The following is an 18130-nucleotide window of genomic DNA, read 5'->3' as shown; positions in this document are numbered from 1 at the left end:
CTGCCCTTCGTGCCGGTGATAAACCTGCACCGGGCGCCTCGGCGGGGCATGCTCCAGGCGAGGGCCACCCGGCCCGAGCAGCGGCGACCTCGTGGACGCCGGTCGTCCGAGGCCGTCGTTCAGCTGTTGAGCACCTGGGCGCTGATCTGCTTGAGGTGCGCGTTGGCCCAGCGCATCTGCCGCAGGGTGTCCGGGTGGCAGCGCTCGACGACCCGCGGCAACCCGGTGTCGCGGGCGCCCTGGGCCGCCTGCCATCCGTACAGGTCCTTGGGGCCGAGCCGCCCTCGGTTCACCCGGTCCCCGGCCGAGCCCCGCACGCCGACCATCCGGCCGTCCTTGGACCGCGATCTCCATCGCGTCCCCGCTGGAATGCAGGATCGAGGCCGTGGCCGGCGAGCACGGCGTGGTGGTCCAGGCCGTCGCGGGGGAGCGGGTCGGCGTGCACGAGCGCCGCCGTCAGATGCGGGACGGAGTGGATCAAGGCGTGCTCGGCCTCGGCCGCCACCGCGTGCGCCCGGACGGCCGACACGCCGGGATCGACGACGATCTCGCACTCGGCGCGCAGCCGGTGACCGATCCAGCGCAACCGGACCCGGCCGATGTCCAGGACCCCGGGAGTCGCGCGCAGCGCCGCCTCCGCGCGGTCGACCAGGGCCGGGTCCACGGCGTCCATCAGCCGCCGGAACACCTCGCGGGCGGCCTGGCGCAGCACCGTCAGGATGGCGGCGGTGATGAGCAGCCCGACGACGGGGTCGGCCCATCGCCATCCGAGCGCCAGACCCCCCGCGCCCGCCAGGACGGCCAGCGAGGTGAAGCCGTCGGTGCGGGCGTGCAGGCCGTCGGCGACCAGGGCGGCCGACCCGATCCTGCGTCCGACCCTCATCCGGTACCGCGCGACCAGTTCGTTGCCCGCGAAGCCGACCAGCCCTGCGCCCGCGACGGCGGCCACGCCGGTGACCTCCTGGGGGTGCAGGAGCCGGTCCACGGCGGTGTAGGCGGCCGCGATCGAGGACGCGGCGATCGTCAGCACGATCACGACCCCCGCGAGGTCCTCGGCGCGTCCGTACCCGTAGGTGTACCGGCGGGTCGGCGGACGGCGGCCGAGCAGGAACGCGACCCCCAGCGGAACGGCGGTGAGGGCGTCGGCCGCGTTGTGCAACGTGTCCCCCAGAAGCGCCACCGAGCCGGACAGCGCCACGACGACCGCCTGGACGACCGCGGTGGCGCCGAGCCCGGCCAGCGAGATCCACAGCGCCCGCATCCCCTCGGCCGAGGACTCCAGCGCCGAATCGACCTTGTCGGCCGTCTCATGCGAATGCGGACGCACCACGTGCGTCATCCGCTTCCACAGCCGAGACCCGCCACCCCGCCCGCGCCCGTGCTCATGCCCGTGCCCGTGCCCGTGTCCGCTGGCAGCCGGCAAACCGCTCATCTGCCCAGGATGGCCGAAAAAACCGTTTGCAGCATCTCGACAAAAACTTTTGATAAGTGCCTGCCAATGATGCGCAACAAACAACGCTACGCCGATAGATTCGTCGAGTGACGACAGAAGGCGATCGTCGACATCACCATCTGTCACACCAAGCGTGTTCCCTGTTGAGACCACAGAACTCAAAAGTCCGGCCACCGGCGCGCCGCGCTCTAGTGAGCGCTCGGTTTCCGTGTCTGTGCCAGATCGTTTTCCCGAGGGTTCGGGTGTGACGGCCGGGGTAGAGGCAGCCACCGTGGCCGCTCGCCGGCGCCCTCCGCGCCGGGCACACGCCAAAGCGCCCCACACCGGCCGATCACCTAATGCGAGGAGTCCGCCCGTGACCGATGTGAAGCGGCCGGCCACCGAACCGCCGACGTCGCTGACCGCGCCGGTACGGGGTGTCAAGGGCGTTGTGGTCGAGTGGCTGGCCACCACCGACCACAAGAAGATCGGTTACCTCTACCTGATCGCCTCGTTCGGGTTCTTCTCCCTGGCCGGGCTCCTGGCCATGCTGATCCGAGGGGAACTGGCGCGCCCGGGCCTGCAACTGGTGAGCAACGAGCAGTACAACCAGCTCTTCACCATGCACGGCACGATGATGATGTTCTTCTTCGCCACCCCGCTGTTCGCGGGCTTCGCCAACGTCATCATGCCGCTGCAGATCGGTGCCCCCGATGTGGCCTTCCCGCGGCTCAACGCGCTGAGCTTCTGGCTCTTCTTCTTCGGGGCCCTGATCGCCATCTCGGGGTTCCTGACCAGCGAGGGCGCCGCCAGTTTCGGGTGGACCGGCTATCCGCCGCTGTCCGACGACACCCGCTCGCCCGAGCAGGGCGGCGACCTGTGGACGGCGGGCCTCTTCTTGTCGGGCTTCGGCACCATCCTGGGCGCCGTCAACTTCCTCACCACGATCGTCGGCATGCGCGCTCCCGGCATGACGATGTTCCGGATGCCGATCTTCACGTGGAACGTCCTGTTCACCTCGATCCTGGTGCTCCTGGCCTTCCCGGTGCTGGCCGCCGCGCTCGCCGCGCTGTGGGCCGACCGCACCCTGAACACGCATGTCTTCGACCCCGCCAACGGGGGGCCGCTGCTGTGGCAGCACCTGTTCTGGTTCTTCGGGCATCCCGAGGTGTACATCGTCGCGCTGCCGTTCTTCGGCATCGTCACCGAGGTCATCCCCGTCTTCAGCCGCAAGCCGCTGTTCGGGTACCTCGGCATGGTCGGGGCCAGCATCCTCATCACCGGGCTGTCGATGACGGTGTGGGCGCACCACATGTTCGCGACCGGCAGGGTGCTGCTGCCGTTCTTCTCGTTCCTGTCCTTCCTGATCGCCGTGCCCACCGGCATCAAGTTCTTCAATTGGGTGGGCACCATGTGGCGCGGGCAGATCGTCCTGCAGGCGCCCATGCTGTGGGCGCTCGGGTTCCTGGTCACGTTCCTGTTCGGCGGCCTGACCGGGGTGATCCTGGCGTCGCCGCCGCTGGACTTCCATGTCCACGACTCCTACTTCGTGGTCGCCCACTTCCACTACGTGCTGTTCGGCACCGTGGTGTTCGCGATGTTCGCCGGGTTCTCGTTCTGGTGGCCCAAGATGACCGGCAAAATGCTGGACGAACGGCTCTCGAAGATCCATTTCTGGATGCTCTTCATCGGGTTCCACACCACGTTCCTCGTCCAGCACCTCCTCGGCGCCCAGGGCATGCCTCGGCGTTATTCGGACTACCCCGACGAGTTCAGCGCCCTCAACCTGGTGTCGTCCGCCGGCGCGGCACTCCTGGGCCTGTCGACGTTCCCGTTCCTGTGGAACGTCTGGCGCACCGCTCGCAAAGGCCAGGACGTACACGTGGACGACCCCTGGGGCTACGGCAACTCCCTGGAGTGGGCCACCTCCTGCCCGCCACCCCGCCACAACTTCGACTCGATTCCCCGCATCCGCTCCGAAAGGCCAGCCTTCGACCTGCACCATCCCCACATCGGCGCCCTGCAGGATCCGGAAGACCTCCGCGAGGTTCCGCGCAGGAGTGAGTGACAGGGGAAACGAACACGTCAGGCGAGTTGTTCGTGGCCATGGCGACCGGGGTGCCCGCCTGCGACCGTCGTTACAGCCGGGCGTGGCCGGGTAGCCGTAGCGCGATGGCCGGAACAGCCGGCGGCTCGATCGACACAGGGGGCGCGATGACCACGCCTGAAGAGAACGCGGCGAAGACAGAGGACACCGATCAGGTCGTGATGAAGCCGGGCGGCGATTCCGGCCAGGACGCCGACCAGGCTCAGCCGGACCCTGACGTCCGCCCCGAACTGGGCGCCGAACTCGAAGACAAGATGGCCGAGAAGGGGATATCGCGGGACGACTTCGGCGAATCCTGAGGCGGCCCGGCGTCGAGGGCCGTGGGCGGCGGGTCGGTCGGATCAGCCGGGCTGGTCTCCGGTGTACCGGTAGATCTCACCTTGGGAATTGACGCCCCAGACGGTGCCGTCGGCACCGGTTCCGATGTCGGAAAGGTTGCCCGGGATGTTGATCCAGGGGTTCTGGTCGTCGCCGGTGTACTTGTAGATGCCGCCCGCGGAATTGACGCCCCAGACGTTCGTCCGCGATCCGGCGTCGATGCGGACCAGCTTGCCGGGGATGTTGATCCAGCGTTTGGTGTCCTGGTCGCCGGTGTAGCGGTAGATGTTGCCCGCGGCGTTGACGCCCCAGACGGTGCCGTCGGCGGCGGCGCCGATGTCGGTGAGGGCCCCTTCTATCCGGGTCCAGGGCTCGGCGTCCTCGTTGGTGTACTTGTAGATGCCGCCCGCCGAGTTGACGCCCCAGACGTTCGTCCGCGATCCCGCCGAAATGCGCGCCAGCGCGCCGGGGATGGAGCGCCAGTGGGTGGTGCCCTGGTCGCCGGTGTAGCGGTAGATGTTGCCCGCCGAGTTGACGCCCCAGACGGTGCCGTCCGGCGCGGCGCCGATGTCGATGAGACCCCCTTCGATGCGGATCCAGGGGTTCTGGTCGTCACCGGTGTACCTGTAGATACTGCCCGCGGAATTGACGCCCCAGACGGTCGTCCGCGATCCCGAGGTGATCGCCGTCAACGCCCCGGAGATCTTTTCCCATCGAGCCATATCGGCCGCCTTCCTCGTCCGATCACCACCGGTCCCTGACTCAGAGTAGTCAGTAGATCGCTTTTCGCTAATAATCGGTGCGGTCAGCAGAGGCAGCCGTCCCGCCAGCCTCCTGTATCCCGGCCGTCCATCCGCTCCCCAGTGGAGGGGCCCGGAAATGTCGGCTTGGCGGTCTCAAGGCTGAATTCGGCGCCGGGTCAGCAGCGCAGGGTGACCGCTCCCAGATGGGTGAAGTGGGCGGTGACGGTGCTGCCCCTGGTCAGCGGGATCGCGTCCGTCATGCCGCCGGTCAGGACGATCGAGCCCGCCTCGATGGCGTGGTCGCGCTCGGCCAGGGAGTTGGCGGCCATGGCCAGGGCCTCCGCGGGGTTGCCCTGGACGGCCGCGCCGGTGGCGGTGGCGGCGATCCGGCCGTCCACCTCCAGGTTGCACGCCTCCAGGGGCAGGTGGAGGGCGGTGGCCGAGGCGGACAGCGGCCCGGTGACGTAGTAGGCGGACGAGGCGTTGTCGGCGACGACGTCCGGCAGGGTGAAGCGGAAGTCGCGGTAGCGGCTGTCGATGATCTCCAGTCCGCCGTAGACGCGGTCGACCGCGGCCAGGGCGGAGGCGGCGGTGACGCCGGGGCCGGCCAGGCGGCGGCCCATGACGAAGACGATCTCGGGTTCGACGCGCGGGTGGATGAGGCGGTCCCAGGGGAGCGGGACGGCCGCCGGGAGCGCCATCGCGTCGGTGAGCCACGCGGTGACCGGCCGGTCGACGTTCATCTGCCGCTGCTTGGCCTGGGAGGTGAGGCCGAGTTTGACGCCGATGAGCTGCTCGCCGCGCTCGATGCGGCGGCAGAGGGTCTCGTCCTGGATCCGGTAGGCCGTGGCGAGGTCCAGGTCGGGCAGCTCGTCGGTGAGCGGCCCGCGGTCGGTCACGGTGTCCTCGGCGCGCAACAGCCGGGTGGCCTGCTCGTCGACGCCGCTTCGAACTGATTCCACGTTCCGCCTCCTGTCAGCTTTCCGGCACGGTGGCCCGCGGGCGCCGGGCGGGCCAGTCCCCCTTTCCGGCGGACGGAACGAACCGGTGAGTGTGCCGCCCCCCGGAACGGCCGCGTTGCGGCGGGCGGGCGTGGTGCCGACCATCCCGTTGCCGGAAGAAGCGGAGGACGAGTGATGGCGACCATCGACGCCGACGGTGTCACGATCTACTACGAAGACCTGGGGAAGGGCGACCCGCTCCTGCTGATCCACGGGGCGGCCGCGTCCGGGCGGTGGTTCGGCGACCTGCCCGCGCGGCTGGCCGGGAAGCGGCGGGTGATCATGCCGGACCTGCGGGGTCTCGGCCGCAGCCAGCGGGTCGCGCCGCTGGCGCGCCCCGAGATCTGGGTCGAGGACATGCGGCGCGTCCTGGACGCCGCCGGAGTCGAGCGCGCGGACGTGGCCGGGGTGTCCCTGGGCAGCCGTGTCGCCGGGCGGCTGGCGCTGGAGAGCCCCGAGAGGCTCCGTTCGCTGATCGTGGACGCGCCGATCGTCGGGCTCAGCGCGCACGGGAACGCCGCGCTCAAGAACGTCTTCGCCGTGGTCGACGACGACAGCGAGCAGGGCCGGGAGTGGCGGGACCTGCACGGCGACGACTGGCGGGACGTCGTGGCCTTCTACGGCGAGACCCGGAGCGCGCCGCGTTTCCAGGAGTACTACACGGTGCGGCCCCACCTGGGTGAGATCACGGTGCCGACGCTGGTGTGCCGGGGCGACCACGACGACTCCGTCCACCCCGTCGACGACGCGTTCGTCTGGCACAAGGAGTCGCCGCACACCGAGCTGCTGATCTCCCCGGGGCTGACGCAGTCGTCGGTCATGAAGGAGCGTCCGGAGGAGTTCCTCGCGGCGCTCGACGGGTTCCTCCGGCGCAGGGAAACGGTCACGGCGCCGTGAGCGTGGTGGTCGTCACGGGGTTCGGGCCGTACGCCGAGGAGGCCGACAATCCCAGCGGCGCCATCGCCGGACGGCTGGACGGGCGGGTCAGCGACGGTGTCATTGTCCGGGGGCTGGTGCTGCCGGTGACGACCCGGGGCGTGCGGGAGGCGATCGCCGCCGGGCTCGAACGGCACCGGCCGGACGCGCTCGTGCTGACCGGGGTCGCCCCGGGGCGCACCGCGCCCGCCCTCGAAAGGGCCGCGATCAATGTGCGGGACTTCCCGCTCTCCGACAACGACGGACGGGAACCGGTGGACGAACCCGTCCAGCCCGGCGGTCCCGACGGTTATCTCAGCACATTGCCCATCAAGGCGATTTTGGCCCGGTGGAACGCCGAGAGAATTCCCGGATACGTCTCCAACACCGCCGGTACGTTCCTGTGCAATCAGGCGTTCTATATCGCGCGGCACCTCACGCGGGACACCTCCACGGCGACGGGATTCGTGCATGTCCCGGTCACTCCGGCGCGCGCGGCGGGCGGCGGGGACCGGCCGGTGCCCTCCATGCCGCTGGAGTTGATGGAGCGGGCCGTGCTGCTGGCCGCGGTCGTGGCGGCCACCCACGAGGGCGGCGACCTGCGGCTCTCCGCGGGCGCGATCAGCTGAGCCGGGCCCGCGGCGGGGTTTTCCGTGTGTTCGTTCCTCAGGGCAGAACACCGCGGTGGACGGCGCCGTAAAAGCCCGCGTTCGATGAGCACGCGACCTGGCCCAAGGAATTCCCGGAATGCAAGGAAAGGAGGTCCATCGATGGCCCTCGACGCGGAGTACCTGTCATCGCTGGTGAACTGGAAAGAGGGGCTCATCAGCCCCGAGATCTTCATCGATCCGGAGATCTACCGGCTGGAGCAGGAGAGGATCTTCGGCAGGTCCTGGCTTTTCCTGGCCCATGACAGCATGATTCCGAAGCCGAACGACTTCTTCGCCACCTACATGGGCGGGGACCCGGTCCTCGTGGTGCGGCAGCCCGACGGCGGCGTCGAGGCGTTCCTGAACGTCTGCCGGCACCGCGGCATGAAGGTGTGCCGCGCCGAGTCCGGCAACACGCGCACGTTCATGTGCACCTACCACGGCTGGACCTACGACACCGCGGGCGGGCTCGTCGGGGTGCCGAACCTGGACGACGCCTACTACAACGAGCTGTCGCTGAAGGACAACGGGCTGGTCAAGGTCGCCCAGATCGACAGCTACAAGGGCCTGATCTTCGGGAACTTCGACCCGTCCGCCCCGCCCCTGGCCGACTACCTGGGCGACCTGAAGTACTACATCGACGGCTGGGTCGACCACACCGAGAACGGCATCGAGGTGCTGCCCGGCGTCGTCAAGTGGACGATCAACGCGAACTGGAAGCTGGCCGCCGAACAGTTCGTGGGCGACACCTACCACGCCCCGACCAGCCACGCCTCGTCGCTGCTGATGTTCGGCCCCGCGTTCGCGGGCAAGGACGGCGGGCACGTCGCGATGCGCGAGGGCCACGGTGAGAGCTTCCTGTTCGAGCGGCTGACGCGCTTCGAGGACGACCCGCTCGGCCGGTACAACGAGACCAGGAGCCGGGCCGCGCGGGAACGGGTCGGCGACCGGGCGGAGTTCGTCGCGAACTTCACGGCGTTCCCGGCGTTCTCCGGGCTGCCGGGCTCGGCCAACATCCGCGTCTGGCATCCCAAGGGCCCCAACAAGTTCGAGATCTGGTCGTTCACCGTCGTGGACAAGGACGCGCCCGAGGCCGCCAGGCGGGCCCAGCAGGTGTCGGCGTCCTTCACCGAGGGCCCGGCGGGCGTCGTGGAGACCGACGACGGCGAGAACTGGGGCCTGATCGGGCACATCCTCGAACACGGTCACCAGGCCAGGAAGATGGCCTGGAACTACGAGATGGGACGCGGCCACACCCGAGAGCACGAGGAGTTCCCCGGCGAGTACGGCGACTCGTTCTTCGGCGAGGACGGGCAGCGCGCCTTCTACCGGCGGTGGCTGGAGTTCATGATCAGCAAAACCTGGCCGACCATCCCCGAAGAGCCCGGGAAGCCCGGCGGCGCCGAACTGCCCGAAGGCTCGCCGAGCCGTGCCGGGGGCGTCCGATGACCCTCGACCAGATCGCCGGCGTGCGGGACACGACCGAGGCCATGCTGCTCCAGTACCGGGTCGAGCAGTTCCTCTACCGCGAGGCGCAGCTGCTCGACGGCTGGCTGTGGGACGAGTGGGCGGAGCTGTTCGCCGAGGACGTCCGCTACTGGATGCCGCTGCGCAAGAACCGGCTGCGGCGCCAGCGGACGGCGGACGAGGCGCCCCAGGGCATCGAGATCGCCCTCATCGACGACGACCACACCGCGCTGAGGACCCGCGTGGACCAGATGAAGTCCGGGCAGCACTGGGCCGAGGACCCGCCGTCCCGCTGCCGTCACCTCGTCACGAACGTGCGTGTCACGCCCGCCGGTGGTGAGCGGGCCGGGGACGGGGCGGACGGCGCCCGGTCGGCCGGGCTGCGCGTGCGCTCCAACTTCATCGTCTACCGCAACCGCCTCGAAACCGAGGTGGACATCTGGGCGGGCGAGCGCCAGGACGTGCTCCGTCCGGCCGGCGACTCCTTCCGGATCGCCGCGCGGACGATCCTGCTCGACCAGAACGTCGTGCTGTCCAAGAACCTCAGCGTGTTCTTCTGAGCGACCGGGGAGTGAGATGGGCACCACGTCGCCGTGGCTACCGCTGCGGCTGAAATCCGGGGCGGTGCTGCCGAACCGCTTCGTCCTGGCCCCGATGACGACCGACTCCGCCAATCCCGACGGGACGGTCAGCGACGCGGAGCTGAGGTACCTCGAACGCCGGTGCGCCAACCCGTTCGCGATGACGATCTCCTCGTGCGCGTACGTCGACGACGACGGCCGCTCCTGGCAGGGCATCGGCGCCGCGCGGGACGGGCACCTCGCCAGCCTGCGCTCCGTCGCGGCGGCGATGGGCGGCGGCCTCTCCGTCCTCCAGCTCTATGACGGCGGCCGCATCTCCAATCCGGCGCTCGTCGGTGCGGACGGGCTGCGCGCGCCGTCGGCCGTGCCGTCGCTGCGGCCGGGAGCGCGCACGCCCCGCGCGCTGACCGGGCCGGAGGTGTCCGGGCTCCTGGGCCGCTTCGTGGACGCCGCCCTGCGCGGCGAACGGGCGGGTTTCGGGGGTATCGAGCTGCACGGGGCCAACCACTACCTGATCCACCAGTTCTTCTCGCCGCGCGCCAACCGGCGGACCGACCGGTGGGGCGGCGACCGCGAGCGCCGCATGCGGTTCCCGCTGGAGGTCGCGGCGGCGGTCCGCGCCGCGCTCGGCCCGCGGACCGTGCTCGGCTTCCGCGTCAACCCGTTCGAGTCGGAGCCCGGCGGGTTCCGGCTCCAGGACGCGGCGGAGCTGGCCTCGCGGCTGGCTGGCGCGGGCGTCGACTACGTCCACATCTCGATGGACGACTTCCGGCGGCGGTCCCCGCAGCGCGAGGACCGCGACTGGACGGCCACCGGCGACGCCGTCCGCGCGGACGGCAACCCGATCACCGCCATCTCCGGCGCCGTCGGGGGGCGCTGCGTGGTGATCGCCAGCGGCGGCGTCACGTCCGCCGACGACGCGCGGACGGCGCTGCTGGCGGGCGCCGACCTCGTCGCCGTCGGGCGCGCGGCGGTCATCGACCCCGAATGGCTCACGGCGATCGGCGACGGCGGCGGGCGGAGCCCGCGCAGCCGTCTCCCGGCGGACCGCGACGAGATCGAGTCCGCGCTGACCCTTCCCTCGCGCATGGTGACCTACCTGCTCAGCAGGCCCGACTGGCTCCCGCGCGAGCCGACCGGACAACCGACCGACCCACCCAAGCAGGAGGCGCTGTGAACCTCGACGACCAGGCTGAGAAGGAGCTGCGAGCCACCGTGGCGGGCGTCGTGGCCAGGCCCGGCGAGCCCGGCTACGGAGAGGCGGTGGCGATCTGGAACGGGTCCATCACGCGCCGCCCCTCGATCGTGGTGCGGTGCACCGGGACCGGTGACGTGGCCGCCGCGCTGAAGTACGCGCGGGACGCGGGCCTTGAGGTGTCCGTCCGCGGGGGCGGCCACGGATTCTCCGGGTTCGCGCTCACCGAGGGCGGCCTGATGATCGACCTGTCGCCGCTCACGTCGGTGACCGTCGATCCCCAGGCCCGCACGGCCACCGCGGGCGGCGGGGTGAACTGGGGCGAGCTGGACGCCGCCACGCAGGCGCACGGCCTGGCGCTGCCCGGCGGGATGATCAGCCACACCGGCATCGCCGGGCTCACGCTCGGCGGCGGCATCGGCTGGCTGTGCACGCTCGCGGGCCTGACCTGCGACAACCTCATCGGCGCCGAGGTGGTCACCGCCGACGGCACCGTCCACCGGGTCTCGGAGGACTCCGAGCCGGAGCTGCTGTGGGCGCTGAAGGGCGGCGGCGGCAACTTCGGGGTCGTCACGGCGTTCACGTACAAGCTCACGCCCGTCGGGCCGCTGGTCAACTTCGCGATGTTCTTCTGGAGGCCCGAGCAGGGACGCGAGGCCCTGCGCGCCGTCCGCGACTTCGTCCCCACCTTGCCCGCCGACTGCGGCGCCTTCATCGCCGGGACGAACGCGCCCAACGCGCCGTTCGTCCCCGAGGAGCTGCGGGACAGGCCCGGATGGCTCCTGGCCGTCGTGGGCTTCGGGGACGCCGAGGGCCACGCCCGCGCCATCGCGCCGATCCGGGAGCTGCTCGCCCCGGCGGTCGAGGACGTCGAGGCGATCCCCTACACGCGGCTCCAGGGCATGTTCGACCACACCGGGCCGTGGGGCGCCTACTCCTACGAGAAGGCCGTGCACTTCGACGAGCTGACCGACGAGGTCATCGACGTCATGGTCGAGCACCAGCCGCGCAAGACGGCGCACCTGTCGTTCACCCCGATCCTCGTCACGGCCGGCGCCTACCACGAGGTCCCCGAGGACGCCACGGCCTTCAGCGGCGGGCGCACCGGCCGGTACGTCGTGAACGTCACGGCCGTGTGCCCCGACCGGGAGACCTTCGACATCGACCGCGCGTGGGTGCGCGAGTACTGGGAGGCGCTCGCGCCGCACGCGGTCGGCGAGGGCAGCTACATCAACTTCATGTCGGAGTACGAGGAGGACCGCGTGCGCGCGGCGTACGGCCCGGCCAAGTACGAGCGGCTCGCGGCGGTGAAGGCCGAGTACGACCCCGGCAACGTCTTCCACCTCAACGCCAACATCAAGCCGGTGACATCACGGGAGGCGCGATGACGACGGCCATGCCCCTGGGCGCGGCGGAGAACACCGAGGACGAGTACGAGGCCGTCCGCGCGAAGGTCGCGGCGCGCTTCACCAACCCGCTGGACCTGCCGAAGGAGATCTTCGCCGACGAGGTGATCTACCGGGAGGAGATGCGCCGCATCTTCAACGGGCCGTACTGGCACCCGGTCGCCCACCTGGCCGAGCTGCCGGAGCCCGGCAGCTTCAAGACGACCTGGCTGGGCGGCGTGCCGCTGCTGGTGTCACGCGGGCAGGACGGTGAGGTCCGCGCGTTCGTCAACACCTGCACGCACCGCGGCACACTGCTCGAACAGCGTTCCGCCGGTGTCGCCGCCGAGTTCGAATGCCCTTACCACCGCTGGCTGTTCGACAACCAGGGGTGCTTCCGCGGGGCGCCGGGGCTGCGCGACTTCCGCGCCGACTTCGACGCCGGCGACTACGCGCTGCCCGCGCTGAGGGTCGGGCGGCTCGCCGGGCTCGTCTTCGTCACCCGCGACCCGGGGGCGCCGTCCCTGGAGGCGTTCCTGGGCGAGGCGGCGAGCCCGCTCGGCGACTGCATGCTCGACGACGGGCGGCTCACCCTGCTCGGCTACCAGAAGGTGGTCTACCGCACGAACTGGAAGACCTACTTCGACAACGACTTCTACCACGCGCCGCTGCTGCACGCCGGTTTCCGGATGCTCGGCTGGCAGGGCGGCAGCGGCAAGGTGATCACCACCCGGCCCGTCGGGCACCTCTGCGTCGAGTACCAGAGCAGGCGGTACGTCGACAACGGGTACCTCGCCGACACGAGCGTGGTGGAGTTCCGCGGCGAGGACGACCGCGCCCGCGTGGTGGCGCTGCGTCCCGTCACGGTCGTGACCAAGCACCTGGACACCATCAACGTCCGGTTCGCCCGGCCGATGGGCGTGGACCGCACCGAGGTGCACTACGCGTTCTTCGGCCACGAGGGCGACACCCCCGAGTACGCCGACCACCGGGTGCGGCAGGCGTCCAACCTGCTCGGTCCCAGCGGATTCATCACCATCGAGGACGCGGCGGTGTTCAGCCGCGTCCAGAAGACCTCGGGCGACGACGGCTACCAGCGGTTCGTCAAGGGCGCCGACCGGCCGCCCGAGCAGGCGACCCAGAACGACGAACTGGCCAACACCATCGGGTGGGCCCACTACAGGCAGGTGATGGGCTTTGACCACTGACACCGGACTCCGGGGCGGCCCGCCCGCCGCCCGGCCCGACCACCTCGCGATGCTGGACGAGCTGTACGCCGCGTACGCCGAGGTCGTCGACGAGCGGCGGTGGGAGCGCTGGCCGGACATGTTCACAGAGGAGTGCTCCTACACGGTCCACACCCTGGAGAACGCCGACCGCGGCCTGCCCCTGGCGTACATGCTCGACGACTGCCGCGAAAGGCTCCTGGACCGCGTCAAGTTCGTCACGGAGGTGTGGGCGGGCACCGTCGAGCCGTACCGGACGCGGCACGTCATCCAGCGCACGCGCACCGAGGCGGCCGGTGACGGCGCCTACCGCGTGCGCGCCAACGTGGTGGTCACCTACACCGAGGCCGACGGCCCGCCGGAGATCCTCACCAGCGGCTACTACGACGACCACGTCCGGCTGACCGACGCCGGGCCGCTGTTCGCCGGCAAGCGCGTCTACCTCGACGGCACGCCGACCCGTTACCTCGTCTACCCGCTCTGACCGAGCCCGGAAGGAAGCCCCTCGATGAGCGCTGTCAACCAACTCTCCTACGTCGTCGGTGAGACCACCGACCTCAGGGGATGGAGGCGGTACGGCACCGAGATCCTCGGCCATCAGATCGTCGCCGACAGCGACGACCGCCTGCTGTACCTGCGTTCCGACGACCGTCACCACCGCCTGGCCGTCCGCGCCGGGCACACCGATGACGTGGCCTACGTCGGCTGGGAGGTGGCCGACCATGCGGCGCTGGAGGCCGCGGCCGCCGCACTGGAACGGCACGGCGTGACGGTCGTCGCGGGCAAGCCCGAGGAGGCCGCGGACCGCCGCGTCCTGGAGCTCGCCCACTTCGTCTGCCCGCACTCGGGCGTGCGGATGGAGCTGGTCGTCGGCCACGAGATGCTGCACGGCCCCCGGTTCCGTCCCACCCGCGACCTGGCGGGGTTCCGCACCGGCGAGCTCGGCATGGGCCACGTGGTGCTGTACGCGCCGGACGTCAAGGCCGCGGCGGACTTCTACGTGAAGGTCCTCGGCTTCGGCGTGACCGACTTCGCCAGCATCCCCGGGGCGGGCCTGTTCGCGGCGTTCCTGCACTGCAACCCCCGGCACCACTCGCTGGCGTTCATGAACATCCCCGGCGCGCCCCGCAAGATCCAGCACGTCATGTTCGAGACCGTCACCATGGACGACGTCGGCTACAGCCACGACGTCTGCCTGGACAGGAAGATCACGAGCACCGCGCCGGGACGCCACCACAACGACCGCACGTTCTCCTTCTACTTCCGCAACCCGTCCGGCTGGCACTTCGAGTACGGGTGGGCGCCCCGCACCATCGACCCCGGGACCTGGGACACCGAGCACTACCTGCTCCAACCCGGGTTCGCCTGGGGTCACCAGGGCCTCATGGAGATGGTCTGAGGGGACCATGGGCGAAGCAGACAACCGCGGGGCGCGGTTCGCCGGGCGCACCGCCGTCATCACCGCGGCGGGCGCCGGGATCGGCGCGGCGATCGTCCGCGAGTGGTGCCGTGAGGGCGGGCGCGCGCTGATCTGCGACCTGGACGCCACCGCCGCGCGGCGGGTGGCCGAGTCCGTGCGCGCGGGCGGCGGCGAGGTCACCTGGATCGCCGCCGACGTGAACCGGCCGGACGCCGCCGAGGCCATGGTCGCCGCGGCGGTCGGCGCCTACGGGGGCGTCGACACGCTCTTCAACGTCGCCGGGGTCAACCTCCTCAAGAGCGTCGAGGAGATGGACGACCCCGACTGGTACCGCATCATCGACACCAACCTGACCTCCGTCTACCGCTGCTCCAAGCACGTCCTGCCGGAGCTGCGCCGCAACGGCGGCGGGACGATCGTCAACGTCGCGTCCACGGCGGGCATCATGGCCGAGAACCGCTGCGCCGCGTACACCGCTGGCAAGGGCGGCGTCGTCCTGCTCACCCGGAACATGGCGATGGACTACGCGCGCGACAACATCCGGGTGAACGCGCTCTGCCCGGGGAGCACCATGACGCCGCGCATCCGGTCCTACCTGCGGGACCTCCCGGGGCACGAGAAGATGATCGACACCCTCAACCCCATGGGGCGCTTCGCCTGGCCGGAGGAGATCGCCAGACCCGCGCTGTTCCTCGCCTCCGACGACGCCTCGTTCATCACCGGGGCGTCCCTGGTCGTGGACGGCGGGATGACCGCCGGGATCCGCTTCCCCATCTTCGAGGAGGGCCGCTAGATCCGCTGACGTCCCCGCCGTGGAACCGGCCCCGGCCCCATCAGGGGACGGGGCCGGAGCCTTGTGCCGGGGACACGGCGGTCAGGAGGGGGTCGTGACCACGTACACCTCGCCGTCGACGACGCGGACCTCGTAGGTGGCGAGGGGGGTGGAGGCCGGTGGCGCCTTGACGGCACCGGATCTCACGCAGAACCTCGCGAGGTGCCACCCGCATTCGATCTCGCCGTTCTCCAGGTAGCCCTCCTCGGACAGCGAGGAGAGGCCGTGGGTGCACAGGTCGGCGGTGGCGTAGAACTCGCCGTCGATGTTGTAGAGGGCGATGGGCGGGCTGCCGGGCACCTGCCGGATCCCGCCGGGCGGCAGGTCGTCCACCGCGCAGGCGCGCACGAGCCGGGATGCGGTGTTCTGGCCGGTCATCATGATTCCCTCCGTTGTGCCGTGTGGCGGACGTCCACGCTCGCGTCGGCGAGCAGGTCCGGGTCGGGCCTGGCGCGGTCGGCGATCAGCCGGGTGGCGGCCCGCACGTCCCGCGGCCGGCCGACGCCGATCGCGGCCACGAGCACGCCGTCGCGCAGGTAGCAGGCGGTGAAGCGCATGTCGTCGGGCTCCCCGCGCCACACGACCGTGTCGGTGGGGCGCGGGTGCCCGGACATCTGGATGTTGAGCTCGTACTGGTCGGACCAGAACCAGGGGACCTCCCCGTAGGGTGTGGCCTTGCCGAGCATCGACCGGGCGGCGGCGATCCCCTGGTTCTGCGCGTTCTGGAAGTGCTCCAGCCGGACCGGCGGCCCGCCCAGCATCGGATTGGGGTGGCGGGCGACGTCCCCGGCCGCGTACACGTCCGGGTGCGAGGTGGCGCAGAAGGCGTCCACGAGCACGCCGTCGCCGACGGCGAGGCCGCTGCGGGCGGCGAGCTCGTCGTTGGGCACGACGCCGATCCCGACGACGACGATGTCGGCGTCGATCACCTGCCCGCCGGTGGTGACGACCCGCCGCACCCGCCGGTCCGCCGGCCGGCCGCCGCCGTCGCCTTCGAAGCGCTCCACGCCCACGCGGGTGATCACGCGGACGCCGCGCTCGCGGTGGAAGCGGGTCAGCCGCGCGGCGATGTCGTCGCCGAGGACGCGCCGCATCGGCAGGTCGTCCAGCTCCACCATGGTCACCGGGTTGCCGAGGGCGCGGGCCGACGCGGCGAGCTCCGCCCCGATGAACCCGCCTCCCACCACGGCGAGTGCGGCGCCGTCCAGGAGGGCGGCGCGGATCGTCTCCGCGTCGTCCAGCGTCCGCAAGTGGTGGACGCCGCGGAGACCGGCCCCTGGTACCGGCAGGGGACGGGGGCGGCTGCCGGTGGCCAGCAGCACCTTGTCGGCCTCGATGGTCGCGCCGTCCGCCAGCTCCACCCGGTGCTCCCCGGGCGCCAGCCGCGCGACGCCGGCGCCGAGCAGCAGCTCGATGTCGTTGTCGCGGTAGAAGGGCTCGGGGAACAGCCGGGCGTCGGCGGGCTGCTTGGTGCCGAGGATGAGCTCCTTCGACAGCGGCGGACGCTCGTACGGCGGGTGCGGCTCCGCGTCGACGAGGACGACGCGGCCCTCGAACCCCTCGTCCCTGAGCGTGCCCGCGGCGCGGCCGCCCGCCAGGCCCGCGCCGACGATCACATGGGTTGCCAACTGTCGCCTCCTTACTTCGCGAGGTATTCGAGGTGGAACCGGCCGTCGTCGCCGAACCGGAGCATGCCGGGGGCGTAGCCGAGGCCCTGGTGGTCGTCCTTGGCGTAGGTGTAGGCGCCCAGCACGCCGGTGAACCTGGTCCGCTCGATATGGGCGGCGATCTCCTTGCCGTCGCCCGCCCCGGCCTTCAGCGCGTCGAGGATCTGGTTGGCGGCGTCGAACGCCGCGGCCTCGGAGTGCCCGGCCGGCTTCGTCCCGTAGGCGGCCTGCCAGGCGGCGCGGAACTTCAGGATCGTGTCGCGGTTGGGGACGGAGGCCGGGATCTCGGCGTCGGGCAGGTTGACCCAGTGGACGCCCGCCACCATGCCGCCCGGCACCAGGGAGCCCTTGACGAGGTCGAGCACCGAGTGCGCCACCGCGCCGTGCCCGACCACGAGCGGCATCTTCATGCCGAGCGTGTTCATGCCCTGGGCGATCGGCAGCAGGTTGGCGCCGGACGCGCCCGCGACGACCGCGTCGGGTTTCTGCCCGCGCAGCCGGATGAGCTGGGTCTGCACGGTGGTGGCGCCGGACTGGAACGTCTCCACCCCGGTCAGCGTGATCGTGGGGTTGCGGGCCGCGAGGTCGCGGACGATCTTCTCCATCGCGTCGCCGGTGGCGTCGGCGGTGCGGACGAGGGCGATCCTCGTCATGCCCTTGTGCGCGAAGTAGGGGTTGAGGAAGACGTGGTACTGGTCCAGCGAGCCCTGCGCCCAGAAGATCAGCGGCTTGACGCGCGTGGCGATCGGCGACAGGCAGAACTGCATGACGCCCTTCGGCTCCAGGATCGCGTTCATCGCGCTGCACCCGGCGCCCGTGGCGGTGCCCAGCACGGCCGGGACGTCCTTGCGGCGGGCGAACTCGCGGGCCGCCGCCGCGGCGACCGCCGGCTGCGACTCCGAGTCGCGCACGACGAGCCGGACGGTCCGGCCGCGGACGCCCCCGGCCTGGTTGACCTGCTTGACGGCCAGCTCGACGGCGTCGAGCTCGGTGAGCCCGAGGACGGCGAGCGGGCCGGTCTTCTCGATGATCACACCGAGGTCGACCGGGCCGTCGTCGCCCTTCGCGCCTCCCCCGCAGCCGGTGGCGAGCAGGAGGACCGCCGCGGACGCCGCGGCCGTGATGGTGGGATGACGGTGTGTGAGGGGCATGGCGATCTCCAAGACTGCCGGTGGCCAGGGGGAGGGGCGG

Annotated in this window: 19 protein-coding genes; 12 read left to right on the top strand and 7 right to left on the bottom strand. The window is 71.0% G+C overall.

Annotated features, from left to right (window positions below):
• Positions 1–119: 119 nt before the first annotated feature.
• Both AGRA3207_RS18325 and AGRA3207_RS18320 read right to left on the bottom strand, forming a co-directional pair.
• A complete protein-coding gene (locus tag AGRA3207_RS18325) occupies positions 120–326 on the bottom strand; it encodes a hypothetical protein (protein ID WP_231335925.1) in 207 nt (68 codons plus the stop codon).
• Positions 290–1339: a cation diffusion facilitator family transporter gene (locus AGRA3207_RS18320; protein ID WP_231335923.1), complete on the bottom strand. Its 1050-nt coding sequence runs from the start codon at positions 1337–1339 to the stop codon at positions 290–292. The genes AGRA3207_RS18325 and AGRA3207_RS18320 overlap by 37 nt, the downstream gene beginning before the upstream one ends.
• Before the next feature lie 511 nt (positions 1340–1850).
• On the opposite strand from AGRA3207_RS18320, the gene ctaD reads away from it, so the two are divergent.
• Positions 1851–3500, top strand: coding sequence for an aa3-type cytochrome oxidase subunit I (gene ctaD / locus AGRA3207_RS18315; protein WP_231336314.1), 1650 nt, complete (start codon positions 1851–1853; stop codon positions 3498–3500).
• 104 nt (positions 3501–3604) lie between these two features.
• On the top strand, positions 3605–3838 hold the full coding sequence (locus AGRA3207_RS18310; RefSeq protein WP_231335921.1) for a hypothetical protein: 234 nt from the start codon (positions 3605–3607) through the stop codon (positions 3836–3838).
• 42 nt (positions 3839–3880) lie between these two features.
• On the opposite strand, the gene AGRA3207_RS18305 is transcribed toward AGRA3207_RS18310, so the two are convergent.
• Positions 3881–4579, bottom strand: a complete 699-nt coding sequence (locus tag AGRA3207_RS18305; protein WP_231335920.1) for a tectonin domain-containing protein — start codon at positions 4577–4579, stop codon at positions 3881–3883.
• A gap of 197 nt (positions 4580–4776) precedes the next feature.
• A complete protein-coding gene (locus AGRA3207_RS18300) occupies positions 4777–5562 on the bottom strand; it encodes a 2-keto-4-pentenoate hydratase (protein ID WP_231335918.1) in 786 nt (261 codons plus the stop codon).
• Between the two features lie 174 nt (positions 5563–5736).
• On the opposite strand from AGRA3207_RS18300, the gene AGRA3207_RS18295 reads away from it, so the two are divergent.
• From AGRA3207_RS18295 to AGRA3207_RS18250, 10 genes are all read left to right on the top strand, one after another.
• Positions 5737–6498 (top strand): alpha/beta fold hydrolase, encoded by a 762-nt coding sequence (locus tag AGRA3207_RS18295; protein ID WP_231335916.1) that lies wholly within the window; start codon positions 5737–5739, stop codon positions 6496–6498.
• Complete coding sequence (locus AGRA3207_RS18290; RefSeq protein WP_231335915.1) at positions 6495–7145, top strand: pyroglutamyl-peptidase I; 651 nt, start codon at positions 6495–6497, stop codon at positions 7143–7145. The genes AGRA3207_RS18295 and AGRA3207_RS18290 overlap by 4 nt, the downstream gene beginning before the upstream one ends.
• Positions 7146–7286: 141 nt before the next feature.
• Positions 7287–8615: an aromatic ring-hydroxylating oxygenase subunit alpha gene (locus AGRA3207_RS18285; protein ID WP_231335913.1), complete on the top strand. Its 1329-nt coding sequence runs from the start codon at positions 7287–7289 to the stop codon at positions 8613–8615.
• The gene (locus AGRA3207_RS18280; RefSeq protein ID WP_231335911.1) at positions 8612–9193 is read left to right on the top strand and encodes an aromatic-ring-hydroxylating dioxygenase subunit beta; all 582 of its coding nucleotides are present in this window, start codon (positions 8612–8614) and stop codon (positions 9191–9193) included. The genes AGRA3207_RS18285 and AGRA3207_RS18280 overlap by 4 nt, the downstream gene beginning before the upstream one ends.
• Positions 9194–9209: 16 nt before the next feature.
• Positions 9210–10391: an oxidoreductase gene (locus AGRA3207_RS18275; RefSeq protein ID WP_231335909.1), complete on the top strand. Its 1182-nt coding sequence runs from the start codon at positions 9210–9212 to the stop codon at positions 10389–10391.
• The gene (locus AGRA3207_RS18270; protein WP_231335907.1) at positions 10388–11797 is read left to right on the top strand and encodes an FAD-binding oxidoreductase; all 1410 of its coding nucleotides are present in this window, start codon (positions 10388–10390) and stop codon (positions 11795–11797) included. Before AGRA3207_RS18275 ends, AGRA3207_RS18270 begins: the two co-directional genes overlap by 4 nt.
• Entirely contained in the window at positions 11794–13002 is a 1209-nt protein-coding gene (locus AGRA3207_RS18265; protein ID WP_231335906.1) for an aromatic ring-hydroxylating oxygenase subunit alpha, read from the top strand. The genes AGRA3207_RS18270 and AGRA3207_RS18265 overlap by 4 nt, the downstream gene beginning before the upstream one ends.
• Positions 12992–13504, top strand: a complete 513-nt coding sequence (locus AGRA3207_RS18260) for an aromatic-ring-hydroxylating dioxygenase subunit beta (RefSeq protein WP_231335902.1) — start codon at positions 12992–12994, stop codon at positions 13502–13504. The genes AGRA3207_RS18265 and AGRA3207_RS18260 overlap by 11 nt, the downstream gene beginning before the upstream one ends.
• Positions 13505–13528: 24 nt before the next feature.
• Positions 13529–14419 (top strand): VOC family protein, encoded by an 891-nt coding sequence (locus AGRA3207_RS18255; protein WP_231335896.1) that lies wholly within the window; start codon positions 13529–13531, stop codon positions 14417–14419.
• 7 nt (positions 14420–14426) lie between these two features.
• Positions 14427–15233: an SDR family NAD(P)-dependent oxidoreductase gene (locus AGRA3207_RS18250; RefSeq protein WP_231335894.1), complete on the top strand. Its 807-nt coding sequence runs from the start codon at positions 14427–14429 to the stop codon at positions 15231–15233.
• Positions 15234–15314: 81 nt separating this feature from the next.
• On the opposite strand, the gene AGRA3207_RS18245 is transcribed toward AGRA3207_RS18250, so the two are convergent.
• From AGRA3207_RS18245 to AGRA3207_RS18235, 3 genes are read right to left on the bottom strand one after another with little or no spacing between them, the layout of a single operon-like run.
• The gene (locus AGRA3207_RS18245; RefSeq protein ID WP_231335893.1) at positions 15315–15653 is read right to left on the bottom strand and encodes a non-heme iron oxygenase ferredoxin subunit; all 339 of its coding nucleotides are present in this window, start codon (positions 15651–15653) and stop codon (positions 15315–15317) included.
• Entirely contained in the window at positions 15650–16900 is a 1251-nt protein-coding gene (locus AGRA3207_RS18240; protein ID WP_231335892.1) for an NAD(P)/FAD-dependent oxidoreductase, read from the bottom strand. Before AGRA3207_RS18240 ends, AGRA3207_RS18245 begins: the two co-directional genes overlap by 4 nt.
• 11 nt (positions 16901–16911) lie before the next feature.
• Entirely contained in the window at positions 16912–18090 is a 1179-nt protein-coding gene (locus AGRA3207_RS18235) for an ABC transporter substrate-binding protein (protein ID WP_231335890.1), read from the bottom strand.
• Positions 18091–18130 lie beyond the last annotated feature (40 nt).

Source organism: Actinomadura graeca (assembly GCF_019175365.1).
GTDB classification, from domain to species: Bacteria; Actinomycetota; Actinomycetes; order Streptosporangiales; family Streptosporangiaceae; genus Spirillospora; species Spirillospora graeca.
Note: the sequence above shows the minus strand (reverse complement) of the source record. Positions and strands in the feature narration are given on the sequence as shown.

Bases quoted from the DNA above. Each gene is read 5' to 3' on its own strand.
- AGRA3207_RS18305 (WP_231335920.1), bottom strand. From the start codon at position 4,579: ATGGCTCGATGGGAAAAGATCTCCGGGGCGTTGACGGCGATCACCTCG.
- AGRA3207_RS18310 (WP_231335921.1), top strand. From the start codon at position 3,605: ATGGCCGGAACAGCCGGCGGCTCGATCGACACAGGGGGCGCGATGACC.
- AGRA3207_RS18250 (WP_231335894.1), top strand. From the start codon at position 14,427: ATGGGCGAAGCAGACAACCGCGGGGCGCGGTTCGCCGGGCGCACCGCC.
- AGRA3207_RS18255 (WP_231335896.1), top strand. From the start codon at position 13,529: ATGAGCGCTGTCAACCAACTCTCCTACGTCGTCGGTGAGACCACCGAC.
- AGRA3207_RS18275 (WP_231335909.1), top strand. From the start codon at position 9,210: ATGGGCACCACGTCGCCGTGGCTACCGCTGCGGCTGAAATCCGGGGCG.
- AGRA3207_RS18295 (WP_231335916.1), top strand. From the start codon at position 5,737: ATGGCGACCATCGACGCCGACGGTGTCACGATCTACTACGAAGACCTG.
- AGRA3207_RS18325 (WP_231335925.1), bottom strand. From the start codon at position 326: ATGGTCGGCGTGCGGGGCTCGGCCGGGGACCGGGTGAACCGAGGGCGG.
- AGRA3207_RS18280 (WP_231335911.1), top strand. From the start codon at position 8,612: ATGACCCTCGACCAGATCGCCGGCGTGCGGGACACGACCGAGGCCATG.
- AGRA3207_RS18245 (WP_231335893.1), bottom strand. From the start codon at position 15,653: ATGATGACCGGCCAGAACACCGCATCCCGGCTCGTGCGCGCCTGCGCG.
- AGRA3207_RS18265 (WP_231335906.1), top strand. From the start codon at position 11,794: ATGACGACGGCCATGCCCCTGGGCGCGGCGGAGAACACCGAGGACGAG.
- AGRA3207_RS18235 (WP_231335890.1), bottom strand. From the start codon at position 18,090: ATGCCCCTCACACACCGTCATCCCACCATCACGGCCGCGGCGTCCGCG.
- AGRA3207_RS18285 (WP_231335913.1), top strand. From the start codon at position 7,287: ATGGCCCTCGACGCGGAGTACCTGTCATCGCTGGTGAACTGGAAAGAG.
- AGRA3207_RS18320 (WP_231335923.1), bottom strand. From the start codon at position 1,339: ATGACGCACGTGGTGCGTCCGCATTCGCATGAGACGGCCGACAAGGTC.